23 protein-coding genes and 1 tRNA gene are annotated in these 26,890 nt (G+C 72.5%); 17 read left to right on the top strand and 7 right to left on the bottom strand.

All coding sequences use genetic code 11. The annotated features are described in order from the left end of the window. Positions 1-116 precede the first annotated feature (116 nt). The 9 genes from ABZ128_RS08490 to ABZ128_RS08450 all read left to right on the top strand — a co-directional run bounded on the left by ABZ128_RS08490 (position 117) and on the right by ABZ128_RS08450 (position 12,604). Positions 117-956 (top strand): FAD binding domain-containing protein, encoded by an 840-nt coding sequence (locus tag ABZ128_RS08490; RefSeq protein ID WP_356846956.1) that lies wholly within the window; start codon positions 117-119, stop codon positions 954-956. Further along, a complete protein-coding gene (locus tag ABZ128_RS08485) occupies positions 953-3,331 on the top strand; it encodes a (2Fe-2S)-binding protein (RefSeq protein WP_356846890.1) in 2,379 nt (792 codons plus the stop codon). Before ABZ128_RS08490 ends, ABZ128_RS08485 begins: the two co-directional genes overlap by 4 nt. A gap of 44 nt (positions 3,332-3,375) precedes the next feature. Then, positions 3,376-5,679 (top strand): xanthine dehydrogenase family protein molybdopterin-binding subunit, encoded by a 2,304-nt coding sequence (locus ABZ128_RS08480; protein ID WP_356846955.1) that lies wholly within the window; start codon positions 3,376-3,378, stop codon positions 5,677-5,679. Positions 5,680-5,859: 180 nt separating this feature from the next. Then, complete coding sequence (locus tag ABZ128_RS08475) at positions 5,860-6,345, top strand: DUF2563 family protein (protein WP_356846888.1); 486 nt, start codon at positions 5,860-5,862, stop codon at positions 6,343-6,345. Then, positions 6,345-7,787 (top strand): hypothetical protein, encoded by a 1,443-nt coding sequence (locus ABZ128_RS08470; RefSeq protein WP_356846886.1) that lies wholly within the window; start codon positions 6,345-6,347, stop codon positions 7,785-7,787. The genes ABZ128_RS08475 and ABZ128_RS08470 overlap by 1 nt, the downstream gene beginning before the upstream one ends. 21 nt (positions 7,788-7,808) lie before the next feature. Beyond that, positions 7,809-8,969: a type VII secretion-associated serine protease mycosin gene (gene mycP, locus ABZ128_RS08465; protein WP_356846885.1), complete on the top strand. Its 1,161-nt coding sequence runs from the start codon at positions 7,809-7,811 to the stop codon at positions 8,967-8,969. Between the two features lie 329 nt (positions 8,970-9,298). Continuing rightward, positions 9,299-9,736, top strand: a complete 438-nt coding sequence (locus ABZ128_RS08460) for a hypothetical protein (RefSeq protein WP_356846883.1) — start codon at positions 9,299-9,301, stop codon at positions 9,734-9,736. A 20-nt stretch (positions 9,737-9,756) separates the two neighbouring features. Continuing rightward, positions 9,757-12,051 (top strand): hypothetical protein, encoded by a 2,295-nt coding sequence (locus ABZ128_RS08455; protein WP_356846882.1) that lies wholly within the window; start codon positions 9,757-9,759, stop codon positions 12,049-12,051. A gap of 1 nt (position 12,052) precedes the next feature. Next, on the top strand, positions 12,053-12,604 hold the full coding sequence (locus tag ABZ128_RS08450) for a hypothetical protein (protein WP_356846880.1): 552 nt from the start codon (positions 12,053-12,055) through the stop codon (positions 12,602-12,604). A 99-nt stretch (positions 12,605-12,703) separates the two neighbouring features. On the opposite strand, the gene ABZ128_RS08445 is transcribed toward ABZ128_RS08450, so the two are convergent. Next, a tRNA-Cys gene (locus ABZ128_RS08445) sits at positions 12,704-12,778 on the bottom strand. A gap of 181 nt (positions 12,779-12,959) precedes the next feature. On the opposite strand from ABZ128_RS08445, the gene ABZ128_RS08440 reads away from it, so the two are divergent. The 6 genes from ABZ128_RS08440 to ABZ128_RS08415 all read left to right on the top strand — a co-directional run bounded on the left by ABZ128_RS08440 (position 12,960) and on the right by ABZ128_RS08415 (position 18,896). Further along, positions 12,960-14,450 carry an MFS transporter gene (locus ABZ128_RS08440; protein WP_356846878.1) on the top strand — a complete coding sequence of 497 codons (1,491 nt, stop codon included), beginning with the start codon at positions 12,960-12,962 and terminating at the stop codon, positions 14,448-14,450. 9 nt (positions 14,451-14,459) lie between these two features. Then, positions 14,460-14,660, top strand: a complete 201-nt coding sequence (locus ABZ128_RS08435; protein ID WP_356846877.1) for a hypothetical protein — start codon at positions 14,460-14,462, stop codon at positions 14,658-14,660. Further along, complete coding sequence (locus ABZ128_RS08430) at positions 14,657-15,079, top strand: type II toxin-antitoxin system death-on-curing family toxin (RefSeq protein WP_356846875.1); 423 nt, start codon at positions 14,657-14,659, stop codon at positions 15,077-15,079. The genes ABZ128_RS08435 and ABZ128_RS08430 overlap by 4 nt, the downstream gene beginning before the upstream one ends. Before the next feature lie 117 nt (positions 15,080-15,196). Continuing rightward, a complete protein-coding gene (locus tag ABZ128_RS08425; protein WP_356846873.1) occupies positions 15,197-16,981 on the top strand; it encodes a DEAD/DEAH box helicase in 1,785 nt (594 codons plus the stop codon). A 338-nt stretch (positions 16,982-17,319) separates the two neighbouring features. After that, positions 17,320-17,961: a helix-turn-helix domain-containing protein gene (locus ABZ128_RS08420; protein WP_007264382.1), complete on the top strand. Its 642-nt coding sequence runs from the start codon at positions 17,320-17,322 to the stop codon at positions 17,959-17,961. Between the two features lie 137 nt (positions 17,962-18,098). Beyond that, positions 18,099-18,896 carry a S16 family serine protease gene (locus ABZ128_RS08415; protein ID WP_356846872.1) on the top strand — a complete coding sequence of 266 codons (798 nt, stop codon included), beginning with the start codon at positions 18,099-18,101 and terminating at the stop codon, positions 18,894-18,896. Here ABZ128_RS08415 and ABZ128_RS08410 read toward each other — a convergent pair. The 4 genes from ABZ128_RS08410 to ABZ128_RS08395 form a co-directional block, all read right to left on the bottom strand. Further along, positions 18,826-20,124 carry an MFS transporter gene (locus tag ABZ128_RS08410; RefSeq protein WP_356846871.1) on the bottom strand — a complete coding sequence of 433 codons (1,299 nt, stop codon included), beginning with the start codon at positions 20,122-20,124 and terminating at the stop codon, positions 18,826-18,828. The two genes, ABZ128_RS08415 and ABZ128_RS08410, sit on opposite strands and share 71 nt — an antisense overlap. Further along, the gene (locus ABZ128_RS08405) at positions 20,121-20,339 is read right to left on the bottom strand and encodes a hypothetical protein (RefSeq protein WP_356846869.1); all 219 of its coding nucleotides are present in this window, start codon (positions 20,337-20,339) and stop codon (positions 20,121-20,123) included. The genes ABZ128_RS08410 and ABZ128_RS08405 overlap by 4 nt, the downstream gene beginning before the upstream one ends. Before the next feature lie 142 nt (positions 20,340-20,481). Then, positions 20,482-21,072 carry a helix-turn-helix domain-containing protein gene (locus ABZ128_RS08400; protein WP_356846868.1) on the bottom strand — a complete coding sequence of 197 codons (591 nt, stop codon included), beginning with the start codon at positions 21,070-21,072 and terminating at the stop codon, positions 20,482-20,484. Between the two features lie 108 nt (positions 21,073-21,180). Next, on the bottom strand, positions 21,181-21,651 hold the full coding sequence (locus ABZ128_RS08395) for an Lrp/AsnC family transcriptional regulator (RefSeq protein WP_356846867.1): 471 nt from the start codon (positions 21,649-21,651) through the stop codon (positions 21,181-21,183). A gap of 134 nt (positions 21,652-21,785) precedes the next feature. Between ABZ128_RS08395 and hppD the strand changes: the two genes are divergently transcribed. Beyond that, a complete protein-coding gene (gene hppD / locus ABZ128_RS08390; protein ID WP_356846866.1) occupies positions 21,786-22,940 on the top strand; it encodes a 4-hydroxyphenylpyruvate dioxygenase in 1,155 nt (384 codons plus the stop codon). Positions 22,941-23,030: 90 nt separating this feature from the next. On the opposite strand, the gene ABZ128_RS08385 is transcribed toward hppD, so the two are convergent. Further along, positions 23,031-24,656 (bottom strand): tetratricopeptide repeat protein, encoded by a 1,626-nt coding sequence (locus ABZ128_RS08385; RefSeq protein ID WP_356846864.1) that lies wholly within the window; start codon positions 24,654-24,656, stop codon positions 23,031-23,033. A 96-nt stretch (positions 24,657-24,752) separates the two neighbouring features. Between ABZ128_RS08385 and ABZ128_RS08380 the strand changes: the two genes are divergently transcribed. Continuing rightward, a complete protein-coding gene (locus ABZ128_RS08380) occupies positions 24,753-26,180 on the top strand; it encodes an FAD-linked oxidase C-terminal domain-containing protein (RefSeq protein WP_356846863.1) in 1,428 nt (475 codons plus the stop codon). 47 nt (positions 26,181-26,227) lie between these two features. On the opposite strand, the gene ABZ128_RS08375 is transcribed toward ABZ128_RS08380, so the two are convergent. Continuing rightward, the gene (locus ABZ128_RS08375) at positions 26,228-26,710 is read right to left on the bottom strand and encodes an SsgA family sporulation/cell division regulator (protein ID WP_356846861.1); all 483 of its coding nucleotides are present in this window, start codon (positions 26,708-26,710) and stop codon (positions 26,228-26,230) included. Positions 26,711-26,890 lie beyond the last annotated feature (180 nt).

Here is a 26,890-nt window from a genome sequence, read left to right as displayed (position 1 = left end):
CGCCGGGACCGGGACATCGGGAAGGGGCAGCTGGGTTGACCACGCACGCACCGCACGCAGTGCACGGACCGCATTCTTCTCAGGGGGCTCAGGGCCCGCAGGCGGCGCCGTCCGTGATGCTGCCGACCTCGCTCGACGAGGCGGTGGCGGCGCTCACCGCCATGCCCGCGGCCGTGCCCGTCGCCGGTGGCACCGACCTCATGGCCGCCGTCAACGCCGGTCAGCTGCGGCCCGCCGCTCTGGTGGGCCTCGGCCGGATCAACGAGATCCGCGGCTGGCAGTACCAGGACGGCCATGCCCTGCTCGGCGCCGGCCTGACCCACGCCCGGATGGGGCGCCCGGACTTCGCCGCCCTGATCCCCGCGCTCGCCGCGGCCGCCCGGGCCGCCGGACCGCCGCAGATCCGCAACGCGGGCACGCTCGGCGGCAACATCGCCAGCGCCGCGCCGACGGGCGACGCGCTGCCCGTCCTGGCCGCGCTGGAGGCCGTGCTCCTCGTCGTCGGCCCGGGTGGCTCGCAGCGGGAGATCCCGGTCTCCTACCTGCTGGCCGGCCGCGAGATGCTGCGGCCCGGGGAACTGATCGGCTTCGTCCGGGTGCCGCTGCTGCACGCCCCGCAGGTGTTCCTGAAGGCCACCGGCCGTACGGGGCCGGGGCGCGCGGTGGCGTCCGTGGGGCTCGTGCTGGACCCGGCGCGCCGGGGCGTGCGCTGCGCGATCGGCGCGGTCGCCCCGATGCCGCTGCGGCCCCTGGAAGCCGAGCAGTGGGTGGCCTCGTTGATCGACTGGGACGGGGAGCGGAACCTGGCCCCCGAGGCGCTGGAGGCCTTCGGCGAGTACGTCGCGGCCGCCTGCGTCCCCGACCAGGGGGAACCGGTGGCTCCCGGGGTACTGCATCTGCGGCGGACGGTGGCCGTGCTGGCACGGAGGGCCCTGGGGAGGGCGCTGACCTCATGAGCGGGAACGAGAACGAGAACGTGAGCGGTACGACGGAGGACGCGGGGGCCGCGGGCGGTATCGAGGGCCAGGGCGGTCAGGGCGGCTACGGAGACCAGGGCGGCCAGGGCGCTTACGGAGTCCAGGGGGCCTACGGGGACCAGGGCGCCTACGGGGACCAGGGGGCCTACGGGGACCAGGGCGGCCAGGGCGGTTCCGGCTGGGGCTGGGAGCCGGTCCCGCACGGCGGTGACTTCGACTCCGAAGCGACGGCCTTCGTCAAGCTGCCGCAGGACATGCTGGACGCGCTCGGCACCGGGGAGCCGCTCGCCGCCCCCGGGCACGGCTACGTGCCGCCGCCGATGATCGTGCCGCTCGGCTCCGGCGCCAGTACCGACCCCGCGGCCACGGGCACCTGGACGATTCCGGGCGTGCAGTGGCCGGAGGCGGGCGAGGGCGCGCCCCAGGGCGCAGGCGCGGCTCCCGCGGCCGGTGCGGCCTCTCCGGCTCCGCTCGGCGGGCCGATCCCGGCGTCGGTCCCGATCCCCGCGTCGGTGGCCGCGTCGTTCGCGGACCCGGCCGGTGGTACGGCCCCCGCCGAGGCCGAGCACGATCCCGGCGCCACCGCCGCCTGGCGGTTCCCGGAGGCGGTGCAGGAGCCCGAGCCGGTGGCGACCGGGCAGTGGACCCTGCCGGAACTGTCCGAGCAGACGGGCGAGTTCCGCCCCAGCGTGCCGACGGCGGACTGGAGCCAGGCCCCGGCGACCCTGCCGGGCGGCGCGGCGGCCCCCTGGGCCGCGCACCCCGACTTCGAGAAGGCGCGCGCCGATGCCCCGCTGAGCTCCGGCGTGCTTCCGGACGCGCAGGCCGACCCGGCCGGCCCGGCCACCTCGGGCGCGGGCCTGCGGCTGCTCGGCGGCCCCGGGGTCGGCGCCGCGGGGGCCGGCGCCGCCGGGGTCGCTGCTCCGGGGCGCGGGCCGCGGGTGCTGGGCGGGCCGGGCGTGGGCACCCTGCCGGAGCCGGCCGCGGTGGCTGCGGTCGCCGCTTCGGCTGCGGACGGACCCGACCAGGAGGGCGGGGTGGCCGGGGCCGCGGCTTCGGCTCCCGGTGCGGCTGGGGCTTCCGGTGCCGCTGGCGCTTCCGCTGGGGCTTCCGCTGTGACCTCGGCTTCGGCTTCCGCTGTGACCTCGGCTTCGGCCGGGCCCGAGCCGGAGCCCGTGGCTGCGGCTCCGCACGACATCGAGGCCGCTCACGGCCCGGCGGCGATGCCGGCTGCGGGGGAGCGGCCGCACCCCGGGGCGGAGCAGGCCGAGACCCCGGCCGAGGACGCCGCGGCCGGAGCGGTTCCCGGCCCCGCGGTGGTCGCCGGGGCGGATCCCGCCCCGGTGCCCGACGGCGGGGGCGAAGCGGGCGGCGAGGCTCCGGCGGGCGGGGCCGACCCCGCGTACGCGGGCGGCTTCGCGGAGGCCGGGGGGACCCTCGGGCACGGCTTCAGCGCCTCCGGGCACGGGCAGGGCGGTGGCGCGGCGGAACCTGCCGGGGCGGAGGGGCACGGCTTCGCCGAAGCCTCCCTCCCCGGCTCCGGCGAAGACGCGGCCGCGCCCGCGCCGGGTGCGGGTACCGCGGACGGCGCCGTGGCGGCGGCGGGTGCGGGGACCCCCGAAGGTTTCCCGGGCGAGGAGGCGACGTACGAAAACCAGCCGGAAGCCGCCGCCGTCGCCCATCACGAGCACCCGCTGGCTTCCTACGTCCTGCGCGTCAACGGCGCCGACCGCCCCGTCACCGGCGCCTGGATCGGCGAATCCCTCCTCTACGTGCTGCGCGAGCGCCTCGGCCTCGCCGGCGCCAAGGACGGCTGCTCGCAGGGCGAGTGCGGCGCCTGCGCCGTGCAGGTCGACGGCCGGCTCGTCGCCTCCTGCCTCGTGCCGGCCGCGACGGCCGCCGGCAGCGAGGTCCGTACGGTCGAGGGGCTCGCGAGCGGCGGGGAACTCTCGGACGTGCAGCAGGCGTTGTGCAGGTCGGGTGCGGTGCAGTGCGGGTTCTGCGTGCCCGGCATGGCCATGACCATCCACGACCTGCTGGAGGGCAACCACGCCCCGAGCGAGCTGGAGACCCGCCAGGCCCTGTGCGGGAACCTGTGCCGCTGCTCCGGCTACAAGGGCGTCATCGAGGCCGTGCGCGAGGTCGTCGCCGAGCGGGAGGCGGCCGGCGCCGCCGATGCGCAGCAGGCGGCAGCGGCGGCGGCAGCAGCGGCCGAATCGCACACCCCGCACCCCCCGCACCTGCCGCACATCCCGCACCAGGCGTCGCCCGGCGAGGGCGGTGTCCACGGGATGCCGGGGGCGCACGGGACCGACGGGCCCCACGGGACCCACCACAACGGAGGCATGGCGTGAGCGGGCACGACGCGGCCACGGCGACGGGGACGGCGACGGTGACGGTGTCGACCGGGGCGGCGGCCGCCGCGGTCGCGGAGGCGGGGGAGCAGGAGGTCCTGCGCGGGATCGGCGTCTCCGTCCCGGCCGCCGACACCCGCGCCAAGGCCGAGGGCACCTTCCCCTACGCCGCCGACCTGTGGGCCGAGGGCCTGCTCTGGGCCGCCGTGCTGCGCTCCCCGCACGCCCACGCCCGCATCGTGTCCGTCGACACCTCGGCCGCCGCCGAGATGCCCGGCGTGCGGGCCGTCGTCACCCACGCCGACATCCCCGGCGCGAGCACCCACGGCCGCCGGATCGCCGACCGGCCGGTCTTCGCCCACGACGTCGTGCGCCACCACGGCGAACCCATCGCCGCCGTCGCCGCCGACCACCCGGACACGGCCCGCCTCGCCGCGGCCGCCATCGCGGTGGAGTACGAACTCCTCGACGCCGTCACCGACCCCGAGCAGTCCTTCGGCGCCCCGCCCCTCCACCCGGACGGCAACCTGATCCGGCACATCCCGCTTCGCTACGGTGACCCGGAGGCCACCGGCGAGGTCGTCGTCGAGGGCCTCTACCGCATCGGCCGCCAGGACCCGGCGCCCATCGGAGCCGAGGCCGGCCTGGCCGTGCCGCGCCCCGACGGCGGCGTGGAGATCTACACCGCCTCCACCGACCCGCACCTGGACCGCGACCTGGCCGCTGCCTGCTTCGGGCTGGAGCCCGACCGCGTCCGCGTCGTGGTCACCGGCGTGCCCGGGGCCACCGCCGACCGCGAGGACGCGGCCTTCCAGCTCCCGCTGGGCCTGCTCGCCCTCCGTACGGGCCACCCGGTCAAACTCGCGGCCACCCGCGAGGAGTCCTTCCTCGGCCACACCCACCGCCACCCGACGCTGCTGCGCTACCGCCACCACGCGGACGCGGAGGGCCGCCTGGTCAAGGTGGAGGCCCAGATCCTGATGGACGCCGGCGCCTACGCGGACTCCTCCGCCGAGTCCCTGGCGGCGGCGGTGGCCTTCGCCTGCGGCCCGTACGTCGTCCCGCACGCCTTCGTCGAGGGCTGGGCGGTCCGTACGAACAACCCGCCGTCCGGCCACGTCCGCGGCGAGGGCGCCATGCAGGTCTGCGCGGCGTACGAGGGCCAGATGGACAAGCTCGCGGCCGCCCTCGGCATCGACGGCGCCGAACTGCGCCTGCGCAACGTACTGGCCACCGGCGACCTGCTCCCCACCGGCCAGACGGTCACCTGCCCGGCCCCGGTGGCCGAACTGCTCCGCGCGGTACGCGACTTCGAGCTGCCCTCCCTGCCCAAGGACGCCCCGGAGGACGAGTGGCTCCTGCCGGGCGGCCCGGAGGGCGCGGGCGAGCCGGGCGCGGTGCGGCGCGGCGTCGGGTACGGCGTCGGCATGGTCCACATGCTCGGCGCGGAGGGCACGGACGAGGTGTCGACGGCCACGGTCAAGGTGGTCGACGGAGCCGCCACCGTGATCTGCGCGGCGGTCGACACCGGCCAGGGCTTCGCCACCCTCGCCCGCCAGATCGTCCAGGAGGTCCTGGGCGTGGACGAGGTGGTGACGGCCCCGGTCGACACGGACCAGCCGCCGGCGGGCCCGTCGGCGCACGGCCGCCACACGTGGGTGTCGGGAGGCGCGGTCGAACGGGCCGCGAAGATGGTCCGTACCCAGCTCCTCCAGCCCATGGCACACAAGCTGGGCATGTCGACGGAACTCCTCCAGATCCAGGACGGCCGGATCACGTCGTACGACGGCGCGTTCTCGACGACGGTCGCGGAGGCCATGGCGGGCAAGGAACTCTGGGCCACGGCCCAGTGCCGCCCCCACCCCACGGAACCGCTGGATGCGGACGGCCAGGGCGACGCCTTCGTGGGCCTGGCCTTCTGCGCGATCCGCGCGGTGGTCGACGTGGACATCGAACTGGGCTCGGTCAGGGTGGTGGAGCTGGCGGTGGCCCAGGACGTGGGCCGCGTCCTCAACCCCCGCCAGTTGGAGGCCCGTATCGAAGCGGGCGTCACCCAGGGCGTGGGCGCGGCCCTGACGGAGAACCTCCGCTCGGCCTCGGGCCTGATCCGCCACCCCGACCTGACGGGCTACGCCCTGCCGACGTCACTGGACGCCCCGGCGGTCCGCATCGTCAAACTGGTCGAAGAACGCGACGTGGTGGCCCCGTTCGGCGCGAAGGCGGCGAGCGCGGTGCCTGTGGTGACGACGCCGGCGGCGGTAGCCTCGGCAGTACGCGCGGCCACGGGCCGCCCGGTGAACCGGCTCCCGATCAGGCCGTCATCGGCGGTGGCGGCGCCCAACTCGTGAGCGTGTGACCCGCATTGCACGTGCAACCCCGAGGTTGGGACTGTCGGTGGCGGTCGCTAAAGTGATCGGTAGGACGTGTTACGTGCGGGTACGTTCGAGTGCGTACGGGTGCGAACGGGGACGGGGCGCAGGGCGGAAACGCCGCGCCCACGGGGATGACGGGGATTCGGGGAGGCCATCGTGGCAGAGGAGCAGGCGTCGGGCCTGGCGGGACTGATCGCCAGTCCGACGGATTTGTCGGCAGCGATCATGGCGCAGGCGAAGGCACTTGAGGTCGACTTCGAGACGTTCAAGGGCTACAAGAAGGTGGTCGACGAGCTGCTCAAGAAGCTCGGCGACTCCCCGGCGGACGACAAGAAGCTGGCCCACGGCACCCTCCCGGCAGGTTCCCTGGGCAAGGGCTTCGCCGAAGCCGACGCCCTCTTCAAGACGTATTCGACGGTTCATGAACAGTTGCAGAACTTGTCCAAGGGCTTGGCGGGCCAGATCGAGGCGCTGGGCATCGCGATCCTGACGTCCGGCAAGGGCTACGAGGGTGTCGACGAGGAGACGCGCGCCCGGATGCGGGCCATCGTCCGCCAGGCGGAGAAGGACTACGTCCCCGAGCGCGACCCCATGGCGAAGCAGAAGAAGGACGCCGAGCACAAGCCGAAGGGCAAGATCTGATGGCGACGAATTTCGAAGGGTTCACTCACCAGCAGCTGCTCGCGATGGTCGCCACCCTCGACCCGGAGACGGTGAAGACCCGCGGCACCCAACTGACGGAGGCCGCCGCCACGATCAAGGAGATCGGCGAGGCCCTCAAGAAGCACAAGGTGAAGGGCTGGGAGGGCGAGGCCGCCACCAAGTTCGAGGAGTGGACGACCCAGGCCGGCAACGCGACGCTGCGCCTGGGCGAGTACAGCGCCGCGGGCGGCAAGTGGATGACCGAGGCCGCCCAGACCATGGTCGAGGTCAAGAAGAACATGCCCTCGTACGACACGGCCATGGCGGAGAACCTGGCGGCTGCCAAGCAGTTCCACAACGACCCGGACTCGGCCAAGCTCGGCCAGATCGCCAGCGCCAAGCTGAACAGCGACCACCAGAAGGCCGTCGACGGCCTGACGAAGCTCGCTGGGTCGTACGACCAGTCGTCTACGCAGATGGGCAAGGTCGAAGTCCCGACGTTCCCTCCGCCGCCGGAACCGTTCCAGCCGACGGGTGTCTCCGGCGATGAGTACGTAGGACGCTCCGGAGGCGGTTACACAAGTACATCCGGATCCGGCAGCCCCTCGTACGTGGCGTCGGCTCCGCGGAGCGATGGACCGTCCAACGAGCCCGGATGGGCGCCCGGCCATCAGCCGAACCCCACGCCGCCCGCGACCACCGGACCTGCGCCGGTCCCCGTCATCCCGGACCACAATGTGGACGTGGACCTCGACCACGTGGGGACCCTGCCGGACAAGACCGTCCCTCCGGTCGTCAGCCTGCCCACCGGCCCCGCTCCCGTTCCGGCCGGTCCCACCCCGGTTGGACCGTTGCCGCCCATGACGTTTCCCCCGATGAGTGGACCGACGCTGCCCGGTGGTGGGGGCCCTCTCAGCAAGCTCCCGTCTCTGGCACCTCCCGGAGGGAAGACCGGGGGTCTTTCGCCTGTACTCCCGCGTGACACCGGGATCGTCGGTGGTCGCCAGGTAACCACCGGTGGACCCACGCAGGGTATCCCGCGCGGCACTGTCATCGGTCACGAAGGCGGCTCGCAGCCCGGTCGCGGCATGGCCAATGGCATGCACCCTGGCGGAGGCAGTGGTCCCCACGGGGGCCAGAGCGGCTCCACGATGGGGCGTCGGCTGGCCATGGAGCCGGGCGGTGTTGTCGGTGGTCGCCAGCCGGGCGCGGTCGGCCGTCCGGTCACCGGCGGTCAGCCCTTCACCCAGGGCGGTTCGGGTCTCGTGCGCAACGGCTCCGGGACGGGACCGGCCCGCGGCGGGATGGGGCACGCTGGTGCGGGGACCCATACGCCGGCAGGTCGGCGTGAGCAGCGTGAGGGCGAGCGCCCCGACTACCTGACCGAGGACGAAGAGACCTGGCAGGGCAACGATCGCGTTGTCCCGCCGGTGATCGACTGAGCAGAACGGACATTGCACGGGATGCGCATGCGCAAGGCGACCTCGGCCCTGGTGGGCCTCCTGCTGGCCGGGGTCGCCGCGACCCCGGCCTATGCCGAGACGATTCGGTCCAAGCAGTGGCATTTGGATGCCATGAAGGCCGAAGACATCTGGAAGATCACCACGGGTAAGGGGGTAACAGTCGCTGTCATTGACAGTGGCGTCGCCCGTGTTCCGGAGCTGGAAGGCCAGGTTCTGCCAGGTAAGGACTTTGCCACGTCGTACGAGGGCGATGAGCGCACCGACTATGACAAACACGGCACGACGATGGCTGCGATAATCGCTGGCTCCGGCAAGCACCCGAGTGGGGACGGCGCCTTCGGCCTTGCGCCTGGCGCGAAAATCCTCCCGATTCGCGTTCCTCACGAATACAACGAAACGAGCCCTTCATGGACCGAAGCGATCAGGTACGCGGCGGACTCGGAAGCTAAAGTCATCAATATCTCGATGGTCAGGTCCAAGGATGACCCGGCTCGGCTTGAGGCGGTCAAATACGCCCTTTCCAAAGGTAAGCTGATTTTCGCGGGTGTCGGAAATGCCGGCGACACCACCAATCAGGTTCTCTACCCCGCTGCTACGCCAGGTGTAGTCGGTGTGGCAGCCGTGGGGCCCAACGGTGAGGCGACTGCAGAGTCCCAGCACGGTGCTCAAGTGGACCTTTCGGCTCCAGGCATAGACATCTTCACTGCCTGTGCGGGCGAGACGGAAGTCTGTAAGTCACACGGCACGAGTGATGCGACGGCCCTCGCGTCCGCCTCCGCCGCTCTCCTCTGGTCCGCCCACCCCGACTGGACCAACAACCAGGTCCTCCGTGTCCTCCTGAACACCGCCGGCAAGGCCGACGACGGTAAGGAGAGGAACGACTACCTCGGTTACGGCATCGTGCGGCCCAAGGTCGCGCTGCCGACTCCCGGCGACCCCGGCCCCGCGGACGTGTACCCGCTCCCCGACCTGGCCGCCGCCGACGCCAAGAACTCGCCCGCCCCGTCGGCCGACGGCAAGAAGCCGGAATCCAGCGCCCCTCAGGCCGCGGCCAAGAACGACGGCGGAGGCAGCAACCTGCCCTGGATCGCCCTCGGGCTGGGTGCCTGCGTGATCATCGGTGGGGCCGTGGTCGCAGTGGTCGTTCGCCGGAACCGCTGACCGGGGCGGGGGCCTGGTCGGCCCCCGTCACCTCCGCTCGGTCCCGGCGGGGTGATCCTCATCTTGTCCGGAAAGCGTCCCACTCTCGGCGCAGCGTGCACGCCAACAGCGCCACCACCCGTGCGTGCCTCCTGCACCCCCACCCCCGGGTGGCTTCAATTGCATCCTTCCGCCCCCGGTCTCCCTGCGCAGACGTCGAGCGAACCGACCCCGTCGGCTACGGTGTCGTCCGCCCTCGCGACCCCCAGCGGTCGCGAGAACGACGGCGCCGAGCCGAGCCGAGCCGTCACCACGCGTACCGGGGTAGTACGGAAGGAGACGAGCACGCGATGTCGTTCGACGAGGAATGGTCCGCCGCCCGGGCCACCGCCGCGGCCAACGTCTCCATGCGGCTCAACCACGTCCCCGCCGACCCCGGAGGCAGCGGCAGCGGCGGCGCCGGCAGCGGCGACCTGGAGCTCAACCAGGACCACATCGGCGCCATCGGCACCGAGGCGTACAAGCTCCACTCCCGCCTGCAAACGGACGGCAAGCACGCCGCCACCGCCACCTCCGAAGCGGCGAATGCGCTCACGAAGGAGAACTTCGCCAGCGGGGCGGCCCTCCTCAAGGTGAACACCCGCTGGGAAAGCCAGCTCAAGACCCTCATCGCCGCCTGCGCGAACATCTCCAACGGACTCAACTACTCCGTGGCCTCCCACGCCAAGGAGGAGAAGACCCTCTACGCCGAGTTCACCGCTTCCAAGATCGACGGACTCCTCAAGTAGCGGAAGACGCAGGAGAGCACGTGCTGACGTACGAGAACGTGATGAACGCTCCCTTGGGCAAGCTCCAGACGGCCATCGGCGACTGGGCTGCGATGGTCAAGAAGCTGGACGAGCTTGCCGAGGCGGCCCGCAACGGAATGAAGGCCAAGGCCGACAAGGCGGAGTGGAACGGCGTCACGGCAGGTGTCGCACGGTCGTTCATCGACAAGACGGCCAAGGAGTTCGAGGACGCCGCCAAGGAGGCGAAGGGCGTCCACCTGGTTCTCACCGACGGGCACGCCACCATCAAGGCCGCCCAGGACACGCTCAAGAAGCTGGCCGAAGAGGCGTCGGCATCGGGATTCCGGATCGACGAGACGGGGCGGGTCAGCGCCGTCCCGTTCGCCGATCCGAAGGACCAGTACGCCGCCCAGCACGACCCGGATTACCAGGAGTCGCTGCGCAAGAACCGGAGCCTGTGGCAGGAACGGGTCAACCGGGCAGTCGAGGATGCCCAGGACGCCGACGACTCGCTGGTGCGCGTACTCCAGGCGAACGTGACGGACGACAACAACTTCACCGCCCCGAAGTACACGACACTCGACGCCGAGCAGGTGGACCGTGCGGCGGACCTGATGAAGAAGGTCTCCGGCGAGGGAGGGACGGCACGCAACCCCGAGGCGTTGCGTCAGCTGGAAGACCTCCTCGACGACAACCGCAACGACCCCGAGTTCGCCACCGGCTTCTACCGCCAGATGGGCCCAGAGGGCACGCTGGAGGCCTACTCGAAGATGTCCCTGGACGCGACCGGCCTCGGTGCGGCGGGCAGGGACCGGGCGCTGATGGTCGGGAACATCCAGAGCGATCTCGGTGCGATGCTGGGTCTCGCGACCCACAAGGACGTCCCGAACCACCTTGATGCCGCTTGGACGACCCAGCTGATGAAGGCGGGCCGCAAGGAGATCGACGTCGGGCTGATGACGAAGGTCTACGGCTACCAGGCGCTGGGCTCGCTGCTGCGGGAGGGGACGTACGACAAGGAGTTCCTGACGGCGGTCGGCCGCGACATGGTCGCGATGGACCGCAAGGATCCGAAGGCCTGGGAGTACGGAGCGCCGCAGGACCTGAACATGAGCCTCAACCACGGGGCCGAGGGCGGCAGGGGCTTCTACCCGCTGACGGGCCTGATGGAGGCGTTGAACAACAACCCGGACGCGGCGACGGCATTCTTCAACGAGCCGGTGCGTGAGGACATTAACGGCGACGGCATCGTCACGAAGGCCGACAAAGCGGTCGGCGGGCAGCACGGCAAGGCGCAGGGCATGGTCGACTACATGCTCGACAAGAAGCCCTACATGGACGGCTTCGACATCACGAGGACCGGCGCGGCCCATCCGGCGCAGGACGCCCTCGGCAACGCCCTGGAGGCGGCGGTCTCGGGCCGCGTGACGGGTGACGCGGACGCGAAGCCCGTCCCGCACACCAAGGAGATGGCGGCCGTCATGGAACGTGTCGTGGCCAAGCTCGGAGACGATCCGGAACTGGTCGTGAAGGCTCCCGGCGGCGACGACAGCGACCCCCCGGCCCCCCTGGCCGGACTGGTCGGCCACTTCGGGCAGATGGCTGCCGAGTACATGCCTGACCTGCAGGCCGCAGCCGAGAACGGCGGCCACCAGATCAAGACCTTCGGCGACCGGGCCGACTTCGAAAAGTCCCAGATGGCCCGGTTCCTCGGTGCAGTGGCCCAGGACCCCGAGGCGTACGGGGCGATCACCAACGCCCAGCAGGCTTACACCACGGCGCTGGTCAGCGATGTCATCGAGCACCGCGCCCAGCACCGCGAGCTGGACGCGGCCATCGCGAATGCCGTGAACCCCGGCGGTCAGATCGCAGGCATGCTCTCCGAGGCCCGGGCCCAAGGCACGCTCGGTGAAGCTGCACACACCAACGAGGAGTACGTCAAGGGCGTCGAGGACACCGCCAAATGGGTCAATCGCGGTATCAGCATGGCCGGCAGCAAGTACCTGGAGATGGTTCCAGTGGCCGGTGATGTCGTGGAATGGCTCCAGGAGGACATCACTGAGGCAGTTGTCGACGGCGCGAAGGAAGACGTAGCCAAGAAGATGGGCAAGACGGAAAAGGGGGTGATTGCCGACTACGCCAGGGCGCAGACGGCGGCTGGTGAATCCGCGGCAACCGCTGTCCGCAACGCGGCCCGAGGGTCGGACATCAGTCAGACCGATATGAACGACCTTGCCGGTGTGGCGTCAAAGGAGGCCAAGACCGCCCACTCGGTCGGCCGCGACCTCATGGCCTCCGGGAAAGGCAAATCCTGACGTGGCCTGCCGCAGGCTCCTCCGATTCGTCGTCGGCGCGACGACTGCAGGCCTGCTGCTGTCCGCATGCTCCTCGGGGCAGTCCGCACAGGAGGCCGCTTCGCTGCCCGAACGCGTTTGCTGGGGTGCGGGCGTCTTTGAGAGTGACGACGTGGCCCCACTGGTGGGCCAGGGCAAAAGGGTCCGGGACGACTCGCCTGCTATGTTCGAGCTTTCGCAGGACAACAAGAGGACATCGTGCACGCTCTTCCTGGACGGGGACATCCGGTTCCACGCCCGGGCATGGCGACTGGCGGCGGGACAGGACTTCTTCTGGGACACCCAGCAGGAGCAGCATCCTGACAAGCTCAGCTTCGGAAAGAAGGGGCTCGTTTGGGACGGCGGGGCGGTGGTCGCACTCACGTGCAGGCGGTCCGATGAGACTTTCGAGCTGGAGCTCAGCCTCGATGACGGCTCCGGAGCGGGAAAACCCAGGAATCCGCGGCAGTTGTTCACCGGGCTGATGAAGCACTACTACGACTTCGCCACTGAGCAGCTTCGGTGCGCTGCCTAGCATCCGGGGACCGCGGCACGGGGAGTCCGCGGGACCGAGAACGCCGCGGTTCCGGTCAAACGCAAAGGCCGCCCGGACCTGGTCTGGGCGGCCTTGCCGTGGAGGCCGTGACCGGAATCGAACCGGCGTAACTCGCTTTGCAGGCGAGTCCCTCAACCACTCGGGCACACGGCCGTGCGGTGCTTCCGGGGATGACGCTACGGCGGGCCCGGGGCTGCCGGAAGGGTGGTGCGGGGGCTGCAACGGGACTGCCATGCCGCGTTCACAGTCCGGGCGGTCCTAGGTCCGGCGGCCGAGGCGGGGGTCCGTCGAAATGACAGGGGCGCCCTGTGGCTACGGGCCTTACCCTGGGGCGATGAGTGCCCTTGAACCCCGCGTTCCGCAGCGCAGCGTGCCGGTCCCGCCCCAGGCCGGGGGCGGGATCCTCGGGTCCGCGTACCGGACGCTCAGCGTCGGGATCATCTCCGTGGTGTTCCTCATCGCGTTCGAGGCCACCGCCGTCGGCACCGCCATGCCCGTCGCCGCACGCGAGCTCGACGGGATCGGGCTCTACGCCTTCGGGTTCTCCGCCTACTTCACCACCAGCCTCTTCGGCATGGTGCTCTCCGGGCAGTGGGCCGACCGGCGGGGGCCGTTGCGGCCGCTCACCGTCGGGATCGGGGCCTTCGCCGCCGGGCTGGTGTGCTGCGGGACCGCCGGGGTCATGGGGGTGTTCGTGCTCGGGCGGGCCGTGCAGGGTTTCGGGGGCGGGCTGGTGATCGTCGCCCTGTACGTCGTCGTCAGCCGGGCCTACGAGGAGCGGCTGCGGCCGGCGATCATGGCCGCCTTCGCCGCGAGCTGGGTCGTGCCGTCCATCGTGGGACCGCTGGCCTCCGGGACGGTGACCGAACACCTCGGATGGCGGTGGGTGTTCCTCGGGATTCCGGCGCTGGTCGTGGTGCCGCTGGCGGTCGCGCTGCCCGCGATACGGCGGACCGCCTCCGGCCCCGTGGACCCCGACGCGCCGCCCGCCGCCTTCGACGGGCGGCGGATCCGGCTGGCGCTCGGGATCTCCGTCGGGGCGGGGCTGCTCCAGTACGCCGCCCAGGACCTGCGGTGGGTGTCGGTGCTGCCGGCTCTCGTCGGGGCGGCCCTGCTGGTGCCCGCGGTGGCGTTCAGGAACGGCCTGCTGCCGCGCGGGACCTACCTGGCGCGGCGCGGGCTGCCCTCGGTGGTGCTGCTGCGCGGGGTCGCGGCCGGCTCGTTCATCGCCGCGGAGAGCTTCGTGCCGCTGATGCTGGTCACCCAGCGCGGACTGAGCCCGACGCTCGCCGGGTTCTCGCTCGCGCTGGGCGGGGTGACCTGGGCGGGCGGCTCGTGGGTGCAGTCCAAGGGGCGGATGGCGCCGTACCGGGAGCGGCTGATGGTGTGCGGGATGGTGATGGTGGCCGCCGCCATCGCGGGGGCGCCGGCGGTGCTGGTGCCGTGGGTGCCGGTGTGGACGGTGGCGCTGGTCTGGGCGCTGGGATGCCTGGGGATGGGGCTGGTGATCGGCTCGACGAGCGTGCTGCTGCTGAAGCTGTCCGCGCCGGAGGAGGCGGGGGCCAACTCCGCCGCCCTGCAGATCTCGGACGCCCTGGCCAACGTGGTGCTGCTGGCCGCGGGCGGGGCCGCCTTCGCCGCGCTCGGCGGGGGAGCGGTGGGCGCCGCCCACACCCTCCGGGAGGGGGCGACGGCCTCGCACCCCGCCGCGTTCGTGGTGGTCTTCCTGCCGATGGCCGCCGTCGCGCTCGTCGGCGCCTGGGTCGCCACCCGGCTCCATGACAAGGACCCGAATCCAGTGGGCAGCCCCGGCCCGGCCCGCTAGGGTCAGGACATGCAGCAGTTGATCATCCCGCTTTCCGGCGCCGAGCGGGCCGAGCTCGACGACCTCGCCGACGCCACCGGAACCAGCCCCGAGGAGCTGGCGCTCGCGGCCGTGCGGGAGCACCTGCGCCGGGAGCGGGCGCGCGTCGGCGACGAGGCCGCCCGCCTGGCGCAGCGGCACGCCGGACTCCTGAAGCGGCTCGGCGCATGAGCGGGACGGTCCGGGCCGCCGCAGTCCGCCACCTCACCCTCGCCGAGGTCCTCGACCTCGCCCGGCACGCCTGCCTCGCCCAGGACCAGCCGGTCGAGCTGCGCGCCCCCGGGCTGCTGGAGTCCGCCGTGCACCGGCCGCGGGCGCGCATGTTCGGGACGCCCGCGTACGAGGACCCGTACGAGCAGGCCGCCGCGCTCCTCCACGGCATCGCGACGAACCACCCCCTGGTCGACGGGAACAAGCGGACCGCCTGGCTCGCCGCCGCGACCTTCCTCGCCGTCAACGGGATCGACCTCGCCGACGCCGACCAGGACACCGCCTACGCGCTGGTGATCGACGTCGCGTCCGGGCAGGAGGCCGACGTGGCACGGGTCGCCGGGCGGCTGCGGCAACTGGCGCCGGCCCGCCCGGTGTGACGCTCGCCGCACCCGTCGAGGTCACGGGCCTGTCCCTCCTCGGGGGGCGGGCCCGCACCGGTAGGGTGGCCCGGTTGTCCTACGTACGACCGCCGCCGAGAGCCCGAACCGGAGACCGTGACTACTACCGCCTCCCACCACCTCTCACCCGCCTTCCCCGGCCGTGCCCCGTGGGGCACCGCCAGCAAGCTGCGCGCCTGGCAGCAGGGTGCGCTGGACCGGTATCTGCAGACCCAGCCCCGCGACTTCCTCGCGGTGGCCACGCCCGGCGCAGGCAAGACGACCTTCGCCCTGACCCTGGCGTCCTGGCTGCTGCACCACCACGTCGTGCAGCAGGTGACCGTCGTCGCGCCCACCGAGCACCTGAAGAAGCAGTGGGCCGAGGCCGCCGCCCGGATAGGCATCCGGCTGGACCCCGACTACTCCGCCGGGCCGCTCAGCAAGGAGTACCACGGCGTCGCCGTCACCTACGCGGGCGTCGGCGTCCGCCCGATGCTGCACCGCAACCGCTGCGAGCAGCGCAAGACGCTGGTCATCCTCGACGAGATCCACCACGCCGGCGACTCCAAGTCCTGGGGCGAGGCCTGCCTGGAGGCCTTCGACCCGGCGACCCGCCGCCTGGCCCTGACCGGTACGCCCTTCCGGTCCGACACCAACCCCATCCCCTTCGTCACCTATGAAGAGGGGAACGACGGGATCCGGCGCTCCTCCGCCGACTACACCTACGGCTACGGGAACGCCCTCGGCGACGGCGTCGTCCGGCCGGTGATCTTCCTCTCCTACAGCGGCAACATGCGCTGGCGGACGAAGGCCGGCGACGAGATCGCCGCCCGCCTCGGCGAGCCCATGACCAAGGACGCCATCTCGCAGGCCTGGCGCACGGCGCTGGACCCGCGCGGCGAATGGATGCCGAACGTGCTGCGCGCCGCCGACCAGCGGCTGACGGAGGTGCGCAAGAGCATCCCCGACGCGGGCGGCCTGGTCATCGCCTCCGACCAGGACGCGGCGCGCGCGTACGCCAAGCTGATCCGCGAGATCACCGGGACCAAGGCGACCCTCGTGCTCTCCGACGACGCGGGCGCCTCGAAGCGGATCGACGACTTCAGCGGGAACGACGACCGCTGGATGGTCGCGGTCCGGATGGTGTCCGAAGGCGTCGACGTACCGCGCCTCGCGGTCGGCGTGTACGCGACGACCATCTCGACCCCGCTGTTCTTCGCCCAGGCCGTCGGACGTTTCGTGCGTTCGCGCAGACGTGGCGAGACGGCCTCCGTGTTCCTTCCGACGATCCCCTACCTGCTCGGCTTCGCCAACGAGATGGAGGTCGAGCGCGACCACGTCCTGGACCGGCCGAAGAAGCAGGGCGAGGAGGACCCGTACGCCGAGTCCGAGAAGGAGATGGAGGAGGCGAACCGCCAGGAGGACGAGGACACCGGCGAGGACGAGCAGATGTCCTTCGAGGCGCTGGAGTCCGACGCCGTCTTCGACCGGGTGCTCTACGACGGGGCCGAGTTCGGCATGCAGGCCCACCCGGGCAGCGAGGAGGAGCAGGACTACCTCGGCATCCCGGGGCTGCTGGAGCCCGACCAGGTGCAGCTGCTCCTCCAGAAGCGGCAGTCGCGGCAGATCGCACACAGCCGCCGCAAGCCCGACGCCGAGGCCGACCTGCTGGAACTGCCCGCGGAGCGGCGGCCGGTGGTCTCCCACAAGGAGCTGCTGGAGCTGCGCAAGTCGCTGAACACGATGGTGGGGGCGTACGTCCACCAGAGCGGCAAGCCGCACGGCGTGATCCACACGGAGCTGCGCCGCGTGTGCGGCGGGCCCCCGAGCGCGGAGGCCACGGCCGGGCAGCTGCGGGAGCGGATCAAGAAGGTCCAGGAGTGGGCCACGCGCATGCGCTGAGCCGCCGGGCCGGCGTGGGTGGTTTCTCCAGATGTGACCGGGGGGTCCGTGCGGTGCTTCGTACGGACCCAACCGGTCGCCGCCGATCACGAATTGACGCCGACGGGCCTGCGGAAACCGTCATAAAGGGGTAGTACGCGCCCGGATTCTGGACGAGGACTTCCGCTGAGCGGACCCGCTCGCTACTGTCCCCGCATCGAACGCCCCGTGGCAGCGCCGCCGCGGGAGCGCAGCCGGTGCCATGGCCGCTACCGGCGGCCTCTCCGTGCGTCGCCGAGGGACCGGCAGCGCTCCACCCCGCGAGAGTCACCGCCGCCACCGAAAGAGGGAGAGGCGTCGTGACCGCGGAAACCTCCCAGACTCTCGACCGAGGGCTCAGGGTCCTCAAGCTGCTCGCCGACACCGACCACGGTCTGACTGTCACCGAGCTCTCCAACCGCCTCGGTGTCAACCGCACCGTGGTCTACCGCCTGCTGGCCACCCTGGAGCAGCACGCCCTGGTCCGCCGCGACCTCGGCGGCCGGGCCCGGGTCGGACTCGGCGTGCTGCGGCTGGGGCGGCAGGTGCACCCGCTCGTACGCGAGGCGGCCCTGCCCGCGCTGCGGTCCCTCGCCGAGGACATCGGCGCCACCGCGCACCTGACCCTCGTCGACGGCACCGAGGCGCTGGCCGTGGCCGTCGTCGAGCCGACCTGGACCGACTACCACGTCGCCTACCGGGCCGGCTTCCGCCACCCGCTGGACCGCGGCGCGGCCGGCCGGGCCATCCTGGCCGCGCGGCAGGGCTCGCTGATCGAGCCCGGCTACACGCTGACCCACGGGGAGCTCGAAGCGGGCGCGAGCGGAGCCGCGGCCCCGCTGGTGGGCATCACCGGGCTGGAGGGGAGCGTCGGCGTGGTGATGCTGGCCGACGCCGTGCCCGAGCGGGTCGGCCCGCGGGTGGTGGACGCCGCCCGCGAGGTCGCCGACGCCCTGCGCTGAGCCTTCCGCCCGGCGGGTGCTCCACCCGTACCCGAGGCCCCGGCGCCGTCCGCAGTGCAGCACGGCGCCGTCCGCCCAGCCGCGTCCCGTCGCCGGGGCGCGGCTGCTCCGCATCGGGCGCCCGATAGATTGGCCGGGTGCTCTCTCGCCTCACACGTCTGCCGCGTCCCGCCGCCCTGGCCGTCTGCGCCGCGCCCGTGCTCGGCCTGTTCGCCGCCGCCGCCTTCGCGCCGCTGCCGTTCGTGGTCGCCCAGCCCGGGCCCACGGCCGACGTGCTCGGGGTCCGGGACGGCAAGCAGGTCATCGTCGTCTCCGGCGCGCCGACCCGGCAGACCACCGGCCAGCTGCGGATGACCACCATCCAGGCGACCGGCCCGTCGACCACGGTGACCCTGCCCGAGCTGCTGGACAACCTGTTCGACTCCACGCGGGCGGTCATGCCCAAGGAGGCCGTCTACCCCTCGGGCGGAACCGACGAGGAGATCGAAGAGCGCAACCTGGAGGAAATGGCCACCTCGCAGTCGGCCGCCTCCCAGGCCGCCCTCGGCTATCTCCACAAGGATCCCAAGGACGTGAAGGTGGAGCTCCACCTCGCCGATGTCGGCGGGCCGAGCGCCGGCCTCCTCTTCTCCCTCGGCATCGTCGACAAGCTCGACGGGGACGGCAGCGGCGGCGAGCTCACCGGCGGCCGCACCGTCGCCGGCACGGGCACCATCAGCCCCGACGGCAAGGTCGGCGCCGTCGGCGGAGTGGCGCTGAAGACCCAGGCCGCGCGCCGCGACGGGGCGGACGTGTTCCTCGTACCGGAGGCGGAGTGCGCGGACGCCCGCTCCGAGCTCCCCGAGGGGCTGCGGCTGGTCCCCGTCAGTTCGCTGACGGATGCGGTGAACGCCCTGCGGGCGCTGAACCGGGGAGAGCCGGCTCCGTCGTGCTGACCGGCCCGGCCGCCCGCTCCATGGTGCGCCAGGCCGGGAACACCAGCGGCGCGAGCGTGACGAGCAGGTACGTGCCGCCGAACAGCAGCAGCGCCGGCGCCGTCCCGAACCCGTCGACCAGCAGACCGGCGGCGAGCCCGCCCAGCGGCATGGTCAGCTCACAGCCCGCCGTGCTCACCCCGGCGACCCGGCTGCGCAGGGCCTCCGGCACCTTCTCGTAGACCACGGTGGTCAGGATCGGGTTCAGCATGCCCGCGCCCAGCCCGGCCAGGGCCATCGTCACGGCGAGCGGGAGCGTGCTGTCGGTGAGTGCGGCGACCGCGTAACGGGTCGCGCCGGAGGCCAGGAAGGCCGCCGCGAAGACGGTCCTGCGGGGGAAGCGCTCGCCCCACCACCCGTACAGCAGGGCGCCGAGCAGGGCGGAGCCGCCGAACAGGGAGATCAGCAGGCCGAGCGCGGTGGCGCCGCCGAGGGCCTCGCGGCCGTGCACGGGCAGCAGCACCGAGGACCAGCCCTGGTCCAGGCCGTTGGTCATCATCACCATCAGGGTGATGCCGAGCAGCAGCCGCGAACGGGTCAGGAAGGTCCAGCCCTCGGCGAGTTCGACCCGGTAGGCGGCGAACGAGGCCTTGCCGGCGGCACGTTGCGGATCGGCGGCCGGCACCCCGCGCAGGAAGACGGTGACCAGCAGCGCCGACACGGCGAAGGTGGCCGCGTCCAGCAGCAGGACGGCCTCGGGCCCGAACACCGCGATCAGCAGGCCGGCCACCGCGGCGCCGATCATCCGGGCTCCGCGCGAGACCGCGTCGTAGAGGCCCGCCGCCCGGGTGAGGGTGGTGCCGGAGTGCTCGGCCAGGCTGGGCAGCAGGACGCCGCGGGCGGTCAGGCCGGGGGTGTGCACGAGGCCGCCCACGGCCATCAGCGCGCACAGCATCCAGAACTCCAGCAGGCCCGCGTAGTGCAGCAGCGGGATCGCGCCGACGGCCAGCCCGCAGATCAGGTCGGAGACCGCGGATACCCGGCGGCGGCCGATCCGGTCGATGACCGGGCCGCCGACGAGGGCGGCGACCACGACGGGCAGGGTGGCGCAGAAGGCGACCACCCCGGCCCGCCCGGCGCTGCCCGTGGTCTGCAGGACGAACCACGGGACGCCGATGAGGGTGAGTGAACTTCCGGCGATGGAGATGGTGTTGGCGGCCAGGACGGCAGCGAAGGGCCGCCGGCTCATGCGGCGCGCGGGGTGCGGGCGATCCGTGCGGGGAGGGGGCCGGGCTGTACGAGGCGCAGCCCGGCGCCGATCAGTGCCGCGCCGAGCCGGTTGCGCAGGGAGATGGCGGGGGCGGCCGACCGGCACAGGCGCCAGGCCCCGGCCTCGGCGGCGAGCTCGGCGGTACGGGCGATGTGGGCGTCGAAGTGGCTCTCGGGAGACGTGAAGGCGTGCATGGCAGGACTCCTTCTTCTGCAGGTCATGACAAGGCCATGACATTCGGGTGGCCGGCGTACGGCGCTCAGGCCGCCCGCGGGTGCCTGGCGGCGCCTGCCGCCGCCCGCGGGCCGCCTGCGGGCGCCGGCGTGGACGTACGCGCTATGCGCCGTTGCGGCGCGGGAAGGCGTGGGTGTGGACGCGGACGGTCTCCGTGTCCTGCGCCCGCGGCAGGTCGCGGTAGCTGTTGACCAGCGCGTGCATCTTCTGGATCAGTTCACCGCTCTGCTCGGGCGTCAGCTGCAGCGTGAAGTCGCTGAGGTCCGAGGCGCGCCGCCAGGTGTCGGGCCAGCCGTGCGCACTGCCGAGCCAGGTGTTCATCTCCTGCGCGTGGATCGCCGCGATCTCGTGCAGGAAGACGTCGGCCGCGCCGCGCGTCTCGGGGTCGTCGTCGGACGTCAGCGACTCGTCGAAGCGTGTGCCGTCGTGGGCGGCCCGCCACCAGCGCTCGCGGCCCTTGCCGTGCTCCGGGGCGTCCTCGACGAACCCGTGCGCGGCGAGCTGGCGCAGGTGGTAGCTGGTGGAGCCGCTGGACTCGCCGAGCCGCTCGGCCAGCTGGGAGGCCGTGGCCGGACCGTCCTGCCGCAGGGCGGCCAGCATGCGCATGCGCAGGGGGTGGGCGAGCCCCCGCAGGGAGCGGGCGTCCAGGGTGCGGACCGTGGGCTGCTTGGCGGTTCCGGGTTCTTCGGGCATGCCTCAACCCTAAGCATGCAAAGAGTCCTATGCAAGGGTTTCTTTGCAACGCCTTCTTTGGAACCGCAACGCCTACCTTGAAACCGGCAGGCCCGTCCGCGGAAGGGCTCAGCCGTCCGCGGCCGCCTGCTCCACCAGCGGGATGATCCGCAGCGGGACCGGGTTCTCCATGACGATCGCCGTCGAGGCCCGCACGATCCCCTCGAAGCCGACCACCCGGTCGATGACCCGCTGGAGGTCGGCGTTGGACCGGGCCACCAGCCGGCACAGCATGTCCCCGTGCCCGGTGGTGGTGTGCAGCTCCAGCACCTCCGGCACCCCGCTCAAGTGGGCCCGTACGTCGGCTCCCTGGCCCTGCTTGATCTCCAGCGTGGCGAAGGCCGTCACCGGATACCCGAGGGCGGCCGGATCGACCTGGGGGCCGAATCCGCGGATCACCCCGTTCGCCTGGAGCCGGTCGAGCCGGGCCTGCACGGTGCCGCGGGCCACGCCGAGCCGGCGCGAGGCCTCCAGGACCCCGATCCTCGGCTCCCGCGCGAGCAGGACGATGAGCCGGCCGTCGAGTGCGTCGATTCCCATCGGGGTCCTCCAGGGCGCTCGGGGAGTGGTCATCCTGCACAGATCTCTCAGTCATCCTCCGCCCCTACTGGGCAACCTGTACAGCAGAAATCGAAACTATTGCGCAGCTTGTGGATCGGCGGGACTCTGCGCTCATGACTGAGTCTTCGACGAATCTGGAAACCACCCCGCACACCGCGCGTGAGGCAGACCCCTTCCCGGTGAAGGGCATGGACGCGGTCGTCTTCGCCGTCGGCAACGCCAAGCAGGCCGCGCACTACTACTCCACCGCCTTCGGCATGAAGCTCGTCGCCTACTCCGGACCGGAGAACGGCGTGCGCGAGACGGCCAGCTACGTCCTCACCAACGGCGCCGCGCGCTTCGTCCTGACCTCGGTCATCAAGGCGACCACGGACCACGGCCGCTTCCTCGCCGAGCACGTCGCCGACCACGGTGACGGCGTCATCGACCTCGCCATCGAGGTCCCCGACGCCCGCGCCGCGTACAAGTACGCCGTCGAGCAGGGCGCGCGCGGCCTGGACGAGCCGTACGAGCTGACCGACGAGCACGGCACGGTCGTGCTGGCCGCGATCGCCACCTACGGCCAGACCCGCCACACCCTGGTCGACCGCTCGAACTACTCCGGCCCCTACCTGCCGGGCTACGTCGCCGTCGACCCGATGGTCGAGCCGCCGGCCAAGCGGACCTTCCAGGCGATCGACCACTGCGTCGGCAACGTCGAGCTCGGCCGCATGAACGAGTGGGTCGGCTTCTACAACAAGGTCATGGGCTTCACGAACATGAAGGAGTTCGTGGGCGACGACATCGCGACCGAGTACTCGGCGCTGATGTCGAAGGTGGTCGCGGACGGCACCCTGAAGGTCAAGTTCCCGATCAACGAGCCGGCGATCGCGAAGAAGAAGTCGCAGATCGACGAGTACCTGGAGTTCTACGGCGGCGCCGGCGTCCAGCACATCGCGCTGGCGACCAACGACATCGTGGCGACGGTGCGCGCGATGCGGGCGGCGGGCGTGCAGTTCCTGGACACCCCGGACTCGTACTACGACACGCTCGGCGAGTGGGTCGGCGACACCCGCGTCCCGATCGAGACCCTGCGCGAGCTGAAGATCCTCGCGGACCGCGACGAGGACGGCTACCTGCTGCAGATCTTCACCAAGCCGGTGCAGGACCGCCCGACGGTCTTCTTCGAGATGATCGAGCGCCACGGCTCCATGGGCTTCGGCAAGGGCAACTTCAAGGCCCTGTTCGAGGCCATCGAGCGCGAGCAGGCCAAGCGCGGCAACCTCTAGCCGCCACAGCGGGTACGCAGGCCCCCCGCGGGCCGGCGGTGACGCGGCCGGGGTCCGGGGCACTCGCTCCCGGGCCCCGGCCCGCGGCCGTCACTCACCCGACGGGCCCGGTGCCGGCGTCAGCGCCGGCGAAGGGGCCGGCTTCGGCTTCGCCGGCGCGGCGGCCGGCTTCGGCTGCCCGCCCGGCTTCTGCCCGCCCGGCTTCTGCGCGGCCGCCTTCGCCACCGCGGGATTCGGCGCGGGCTTGGCGGGCTTGGCCGGCTTGGCCGGTTTGGGCAGTTCCGGCGCCACCCAAGGCGTGGGCGGCTGCATGTTCTCCGGACCGCCCGGCGGCGGCTGGCCGATCGAGGCCAGGGCCTCCTTCACCAGCGGCACCCGCACCGGCGAGAACCGCGGGTTCGTGCGCATCGCCTCCTGCAGGTGGCGCCGCGCCCCGGCCTCGTCCCCGACACCCCGCTCGATCATCGCCAGGTGGTAGGCGAAGTCCGCACTGCGCAAACCCCGGTCCGTCGCCTTCTTCGCGTACTCCAGGGCCGCCGTGTCATCCCCCGACCTGTGCAGCGCCCACCCCAGCGCATCCGCCACCTGCATGTTCTTGTGCCGCGCCCACTCCTGCGTGAGCCGCCGCACCGCCGCGGCCGGATCCCCGTGATCCGCCTCGAACAGGCCGAGGACCACCTCGTCGTCCGCCCCGTCCGCCCCCTCCCGCGCCGCGGCCGCCCGCAGCATGTCGTAGGGCACCCGCGCCTCGTCCGCCCGCCCCAGCGACTCCAGCAACTCGCCCAGCTCCAGCGCCAGTCGCGGCATCGGCGCCCGGCCCAGCGCCAGCCGGTAGTCCCGTACCGCCTCCCCGCCCCGGCCCAGCCCGGCCAGCGCCCGCGCCCGGCCGCCGAGGGCCTCCGCCTGCGCCGGGTCCGCCCGCAGGGCGCCCTCGTACTGGCCGAGCGCCTCCGTCGTCTCCCCGCGCTCCCAGGCCAGCTCCCCGAGCCGGAACAGCACGTACGCCTTCTCCGCCGGGGACTTCGCCGCGGCCGCCGCGTGCTCCATCGCCATCGCCGCGTCCTCGCGCCAGCCGCGGTCGCGGTAGACCTGCGAGGCCCGGACGAACGCCGTCAGCCCCGGCCGCAGGTCCACCAGCCGCTCCATCGCCCGCTCGGCGCCCTTGTAGTCCCCCAGACCCGAGTAGGCGTCCACCAGCACCGGGTACGCCGTCCACCGCTGCGGTGCCTGCGCCCGTACGAGCTCGCCCCACTTCTTGCCGGTGGTGTAGTCCCCGCGGGCGTTGGCCAGCGTGCCCATGCCCGTCATCGCGTCGAAGTTGCCCTTCTCGGCCGGATGGATCTCCAGCGACCGCTTCAGCGCCTTCTCCGCCTTCGGGAACCAGCCCGGCGCCGCCGTCCGCCGCGCCTGCTCCAGGTACGCCGCCCCGAGCACCGCCCACGACCCCTCGTCGTCCGGATGGACCGCGACCCACTTCTCCCGGTCGGCGACCAGCGCCGTCAGGTCCACCGCCGACGCGGGCGCGCCCATCCCGACCGCCGAGGCGGCCCGTTCGCTGGGGCCCGGCGGACGCGCGTCGTCGTCCTGGCGGGCCGGCCGGATCACCAGCGCCCCGACGATCAGGACCACGGCAACCGCGGCCGCCACGAGCGTCTTGCGGCCGGTGAAGGTCACGGGCGGCACGGGCTGCTGCGATTCCTCGTCGATACGGTCCATGAAGTCACTGTGCGTCAATATGAAGAGACGGCCCGGCTGTCCGAAGCCGGTAACGGCCGTGTTCACACCGATGGCCCCCGGTGCCACGCTGAGCCCATGGATCTCACAGCTGATGATCTCCCGGCCTCCGTACCGCACCCCGCGCAGCCACCGCTCCCCGCGCGGGTGAAGGAGAGCCTGCTGGAAGGGCTCCCCGCCGAGGCCGTCCTCACCGACCCCGAGGTCACCGCCTCCTACGCCACCGACATGGCCACCTTCTGCCCCGCCGGCACCCCGGCGGCCGTCGTCCTGCCCCGCACCGTCGAACAGGTGCAGCACGTCCTGCGCACCGCCACCGCCCTACGCGTCCCCGTCGTCCCGCAGGGCGCCCGCACGGGCCTGTCCGGCGCGGCCAACGCCACCGACGGCTGCATCGTGCTCTCCCTGATCCGGATGGACCGGATCCTGGAGATCGACACCGTCGACCGCATCGCCGTCGTCGAACCCGGCGTCGTCAACGCCGTCCTGTCCCGGGCCGTCGCCGAACACGGCCTGTACTACCCGCCCGACCCCTCCAGCTGGGAGCAGTGCACCATCGGCGGCAACATCGGCACCGGCTCCGGCGGCCTGTGCTGCGTCAAGTACGGGGTCACCGCCGAATACGTGCTCGGCCTCGACGTGGTGCTCGCCGACGGGCGGCTGCTGCGGACGGGCCGGCGCACCGCCAAGGGGGTCGCCGGGTACGACCTCACCCGCCTCTTCACCGGCTCCGAGGGCACCCTCGGCGTCGTCGTGCGCGCCGTCCTGGGGCTGCGCCCCGCACTGCTCCCGCAGCTCGCGCTTGCGGCCGAGTTCCCCTCCGCCGCGGCCGCCTGCGCGGCCGTCTGCGCCGTCATGGAGGCGGGCCTGACGCCCTCGCTGCTCGAACTGATGGACCGTACGACCGTCCGGGCCGTCAACGCCCTCGGCCGGATGGGCCTGCCCGAGACCACCGAGGCCCTGCTGCTGGCCGCCTTCGACACCCCGCAGGCCCCCGGCGACCTGGCCGCCCTGGCGCGGCTGTGCACGGCCGCCGGAGCCACCGCCGTCGTACCCGCCGAAGACCCGACGGAGTCCGAACTGCTGCTGCGGGCCCGCCGGATGTCGCTGACCGCCCTGGAGGCCCTGCGGCCCGCGACGATGATCGACGACGTGTGCGTACCGCGCTCGCGGCTCGCCGAGATGCTGGACGGTACGTCCGCCATCGCCCGTACGCACGACCTGCTGATCGGGGTCTGCGCGCACGCGGGCGACGGCAACACGCACCCGGTGGTCTGCTTCGACCCGGCCGACCCGGACGAGACGCGGCGGGCCCGCGCCTCCTTCGACGCGATCATGGAACTCGGGCTGGAGCTCGGCGGGACCATCACCGGCGAACACGGGGTCGGCGTCCTGAAGAAGGAGTGGCTCGCCCGCGAACTGGGACCCGTGGGACTGGAGATGCAGCGCGCGGTCAAATGGGCCTTCGATCCCCTCGGCCTGCTCAACCCCGGCAAGCTCTGCTGACGCCCCGCACCGGCCCGGCCGCGGTACGGGGCTCCGCCCGCCCGCCATCACAGCTCACCGTCCGCCGACTCGTCCGACGGCCAGGGGTCGCGCATCCACAGGTCGTCGGCCGGAGTCGGGGCGAGCAGCTCGGCCAGCGCCTCGTCCAGGCCCAGCCGCTCGGCCTCGCTGCCGGGCGGCACGGCGCGCAGGGTGCGCTCCAGCCAGGCCGAGACGGCCGGCGCCGGGGCCTCCAGCAGGGCGTCGCCGTCCGGGGAGCTCAGCGCCATGCACAGCACCGCCTCGTCGTCCACCTTCGTGGGCCAGATCCGGACGTCGCCGTGGCCGCACGGGCGGAACACCCCCTCGACCAGCAGCTCGCGGGCGAAGGTCCAGTTCACCGGCGTGCTGGAGCCGGTGTGGAAGGTGATGTGCACGGCGTACGGGTCGTCGGCGAGGTACACCAGGCGGGCGGGGACGGCGATGCTGCGCTCGGGGGACAGGACCAGCTTGAGTTCCAGCTCGCGCTCGATGACGGGGTGGTGCTGCATGGCGGCCTCTTCTCGGTTCGGGATGCACCCCTGCAGGTCTGCAGGGGTGCAGGGGTGCCGGGTGCGGGCCGGTTCCGGCCCCGCACCCCAGAGAGCGCCGAAGTGCCCGGGTATGACGCGACTTCGGGCAGCCCCACGGGGATTGGCCGGTTTCTGTCGGCTGACCGAAAAGAGTCGTAC

The organism is Streptomyces sp. NPDC006326 (assembly GCF_040612915.1).
Lineage (GTDB): Bacteria > Actinomycetota > Actinomycetes > Streptomycetales > Streptomycetaceae > Streptomyces.
Note: the sequence above shows the minus strand (reverse complement) of the source record. Positions and strands in the feature narration are given on the sequence as shown.

Bases quoted from the DNA above. Each gene is read 5' to 3' on its own strand.
- ABZ128_RS08490 (WP_356846956.1), top strand. From the start codon at position 117: ATGCTGCCGACCTCGCTCGACGAGGCGGTGGCGGCGCTCACCGCCATG.
- ABZ128_RS08485 (WP_356846890.1), top strand. From the start codon at position 953: ATGAGCGGGAACGAGAACGAGAACGTGAGCGGTACGACGGAGGACGCG.
- ABZ128_RS08470 (WP_356846886.1), top strand. From the start codon at position 6,345: ATGGCGACGAATTTCGAAGGGTTCACTCACCAGCAGCTGCTCGCGATG.
- mycP (WP_356846885.1), top strand. From the start codon at position 7,809: ATGCGCATGCGCAAGGCGACCTCGGCCCTGGTGGGCCTCCTGCTGGCC.
- ABZ128_RS08460 (WP_356846883.1), top strand. From the start codon at position 9,299: ATGTCGTTCGACGAGGAATGGTCCGCCGCCCGGGCCACCGCCGCGGCC.
- ABZ128_RS08440 (WP_356846878.1), top strand. From the start codon at position 12,960: ATGAGTGCCCTTGAACCCCGCGTTCCGCAGCGCAGCGTGCCGGTCCCG.
- ABZ128_RS08435 (WP_356846877.1), top strand. From the start codon at position 14,460: ATGCAGCAGTTGATCATCCCGCTTTCCGGCGCCGAGCGGGCCGAGCTC.
- ABZ128_RS08430 (WP_356846875.1), top strand. From the start codon at position 14,657: ATGAGCGGGACGGTCCGGGCCGCCGCAGTCCGCCACCTCACCCTCGCC.
- ABZ128_RS08410 (WP_356846871.1), bottom strand. From the start codon at position 20,124: ATGAGCCGGCGGCCCTTCGCTGCCGTCCTGGCCGCCAACACCATCTCC.
- ABZ128_RS08405 (WP_356846869.1), bottom strand. From the start codon at position 20,339: ATGCACGCCTTCACGTCTCCCGAGAGCCACTTCGACGCCCACATCGCC.
- ABZ128_RS08400 (WP_356846868.1), bottom strand. From the start codon at position 21,072: ATGCCCGAAGAACCCGGAACCGCCAAGCAGCCCACGGTCCGCACCCTG.
- ABZ128_RS08395 (WP_356846867.1), bottom strand. From the start codon at position 21,651: ATGGGAATCGACGCACTCGACGGCCGGCTCATCGTCCTGCTCGCGCGG.
- hppD (WP_356846866.1), top strand. From the start codon at position 21,786: ATGACTGAGTCTTCGACGAATCTGGAAACCACCCCGCACACCGCGCGT.
- ABZ128_RS08385 (WP_356846864.1), bottom strand. From the start codon at position 24,656: ATGGACCGTATCGACGAGGAATCGCAGCAGCCCGTGCCGCCCGTGACC.
- ABZ128_RS08380 (WP_356846863.1), top strand. From the start codon at position 24,753: ATGGATCTCACAGCTGATGATCTCCCGGCCTCCGTACCGCACCCCGCG.
- ABZ128_RS08375 (WP_356846861.1), bottom strand. From the start codon at position 26,710: ATGCAGCACCACCCCGTCATCGAGCGCGAGCTGGAACTCAAGCTGGTC.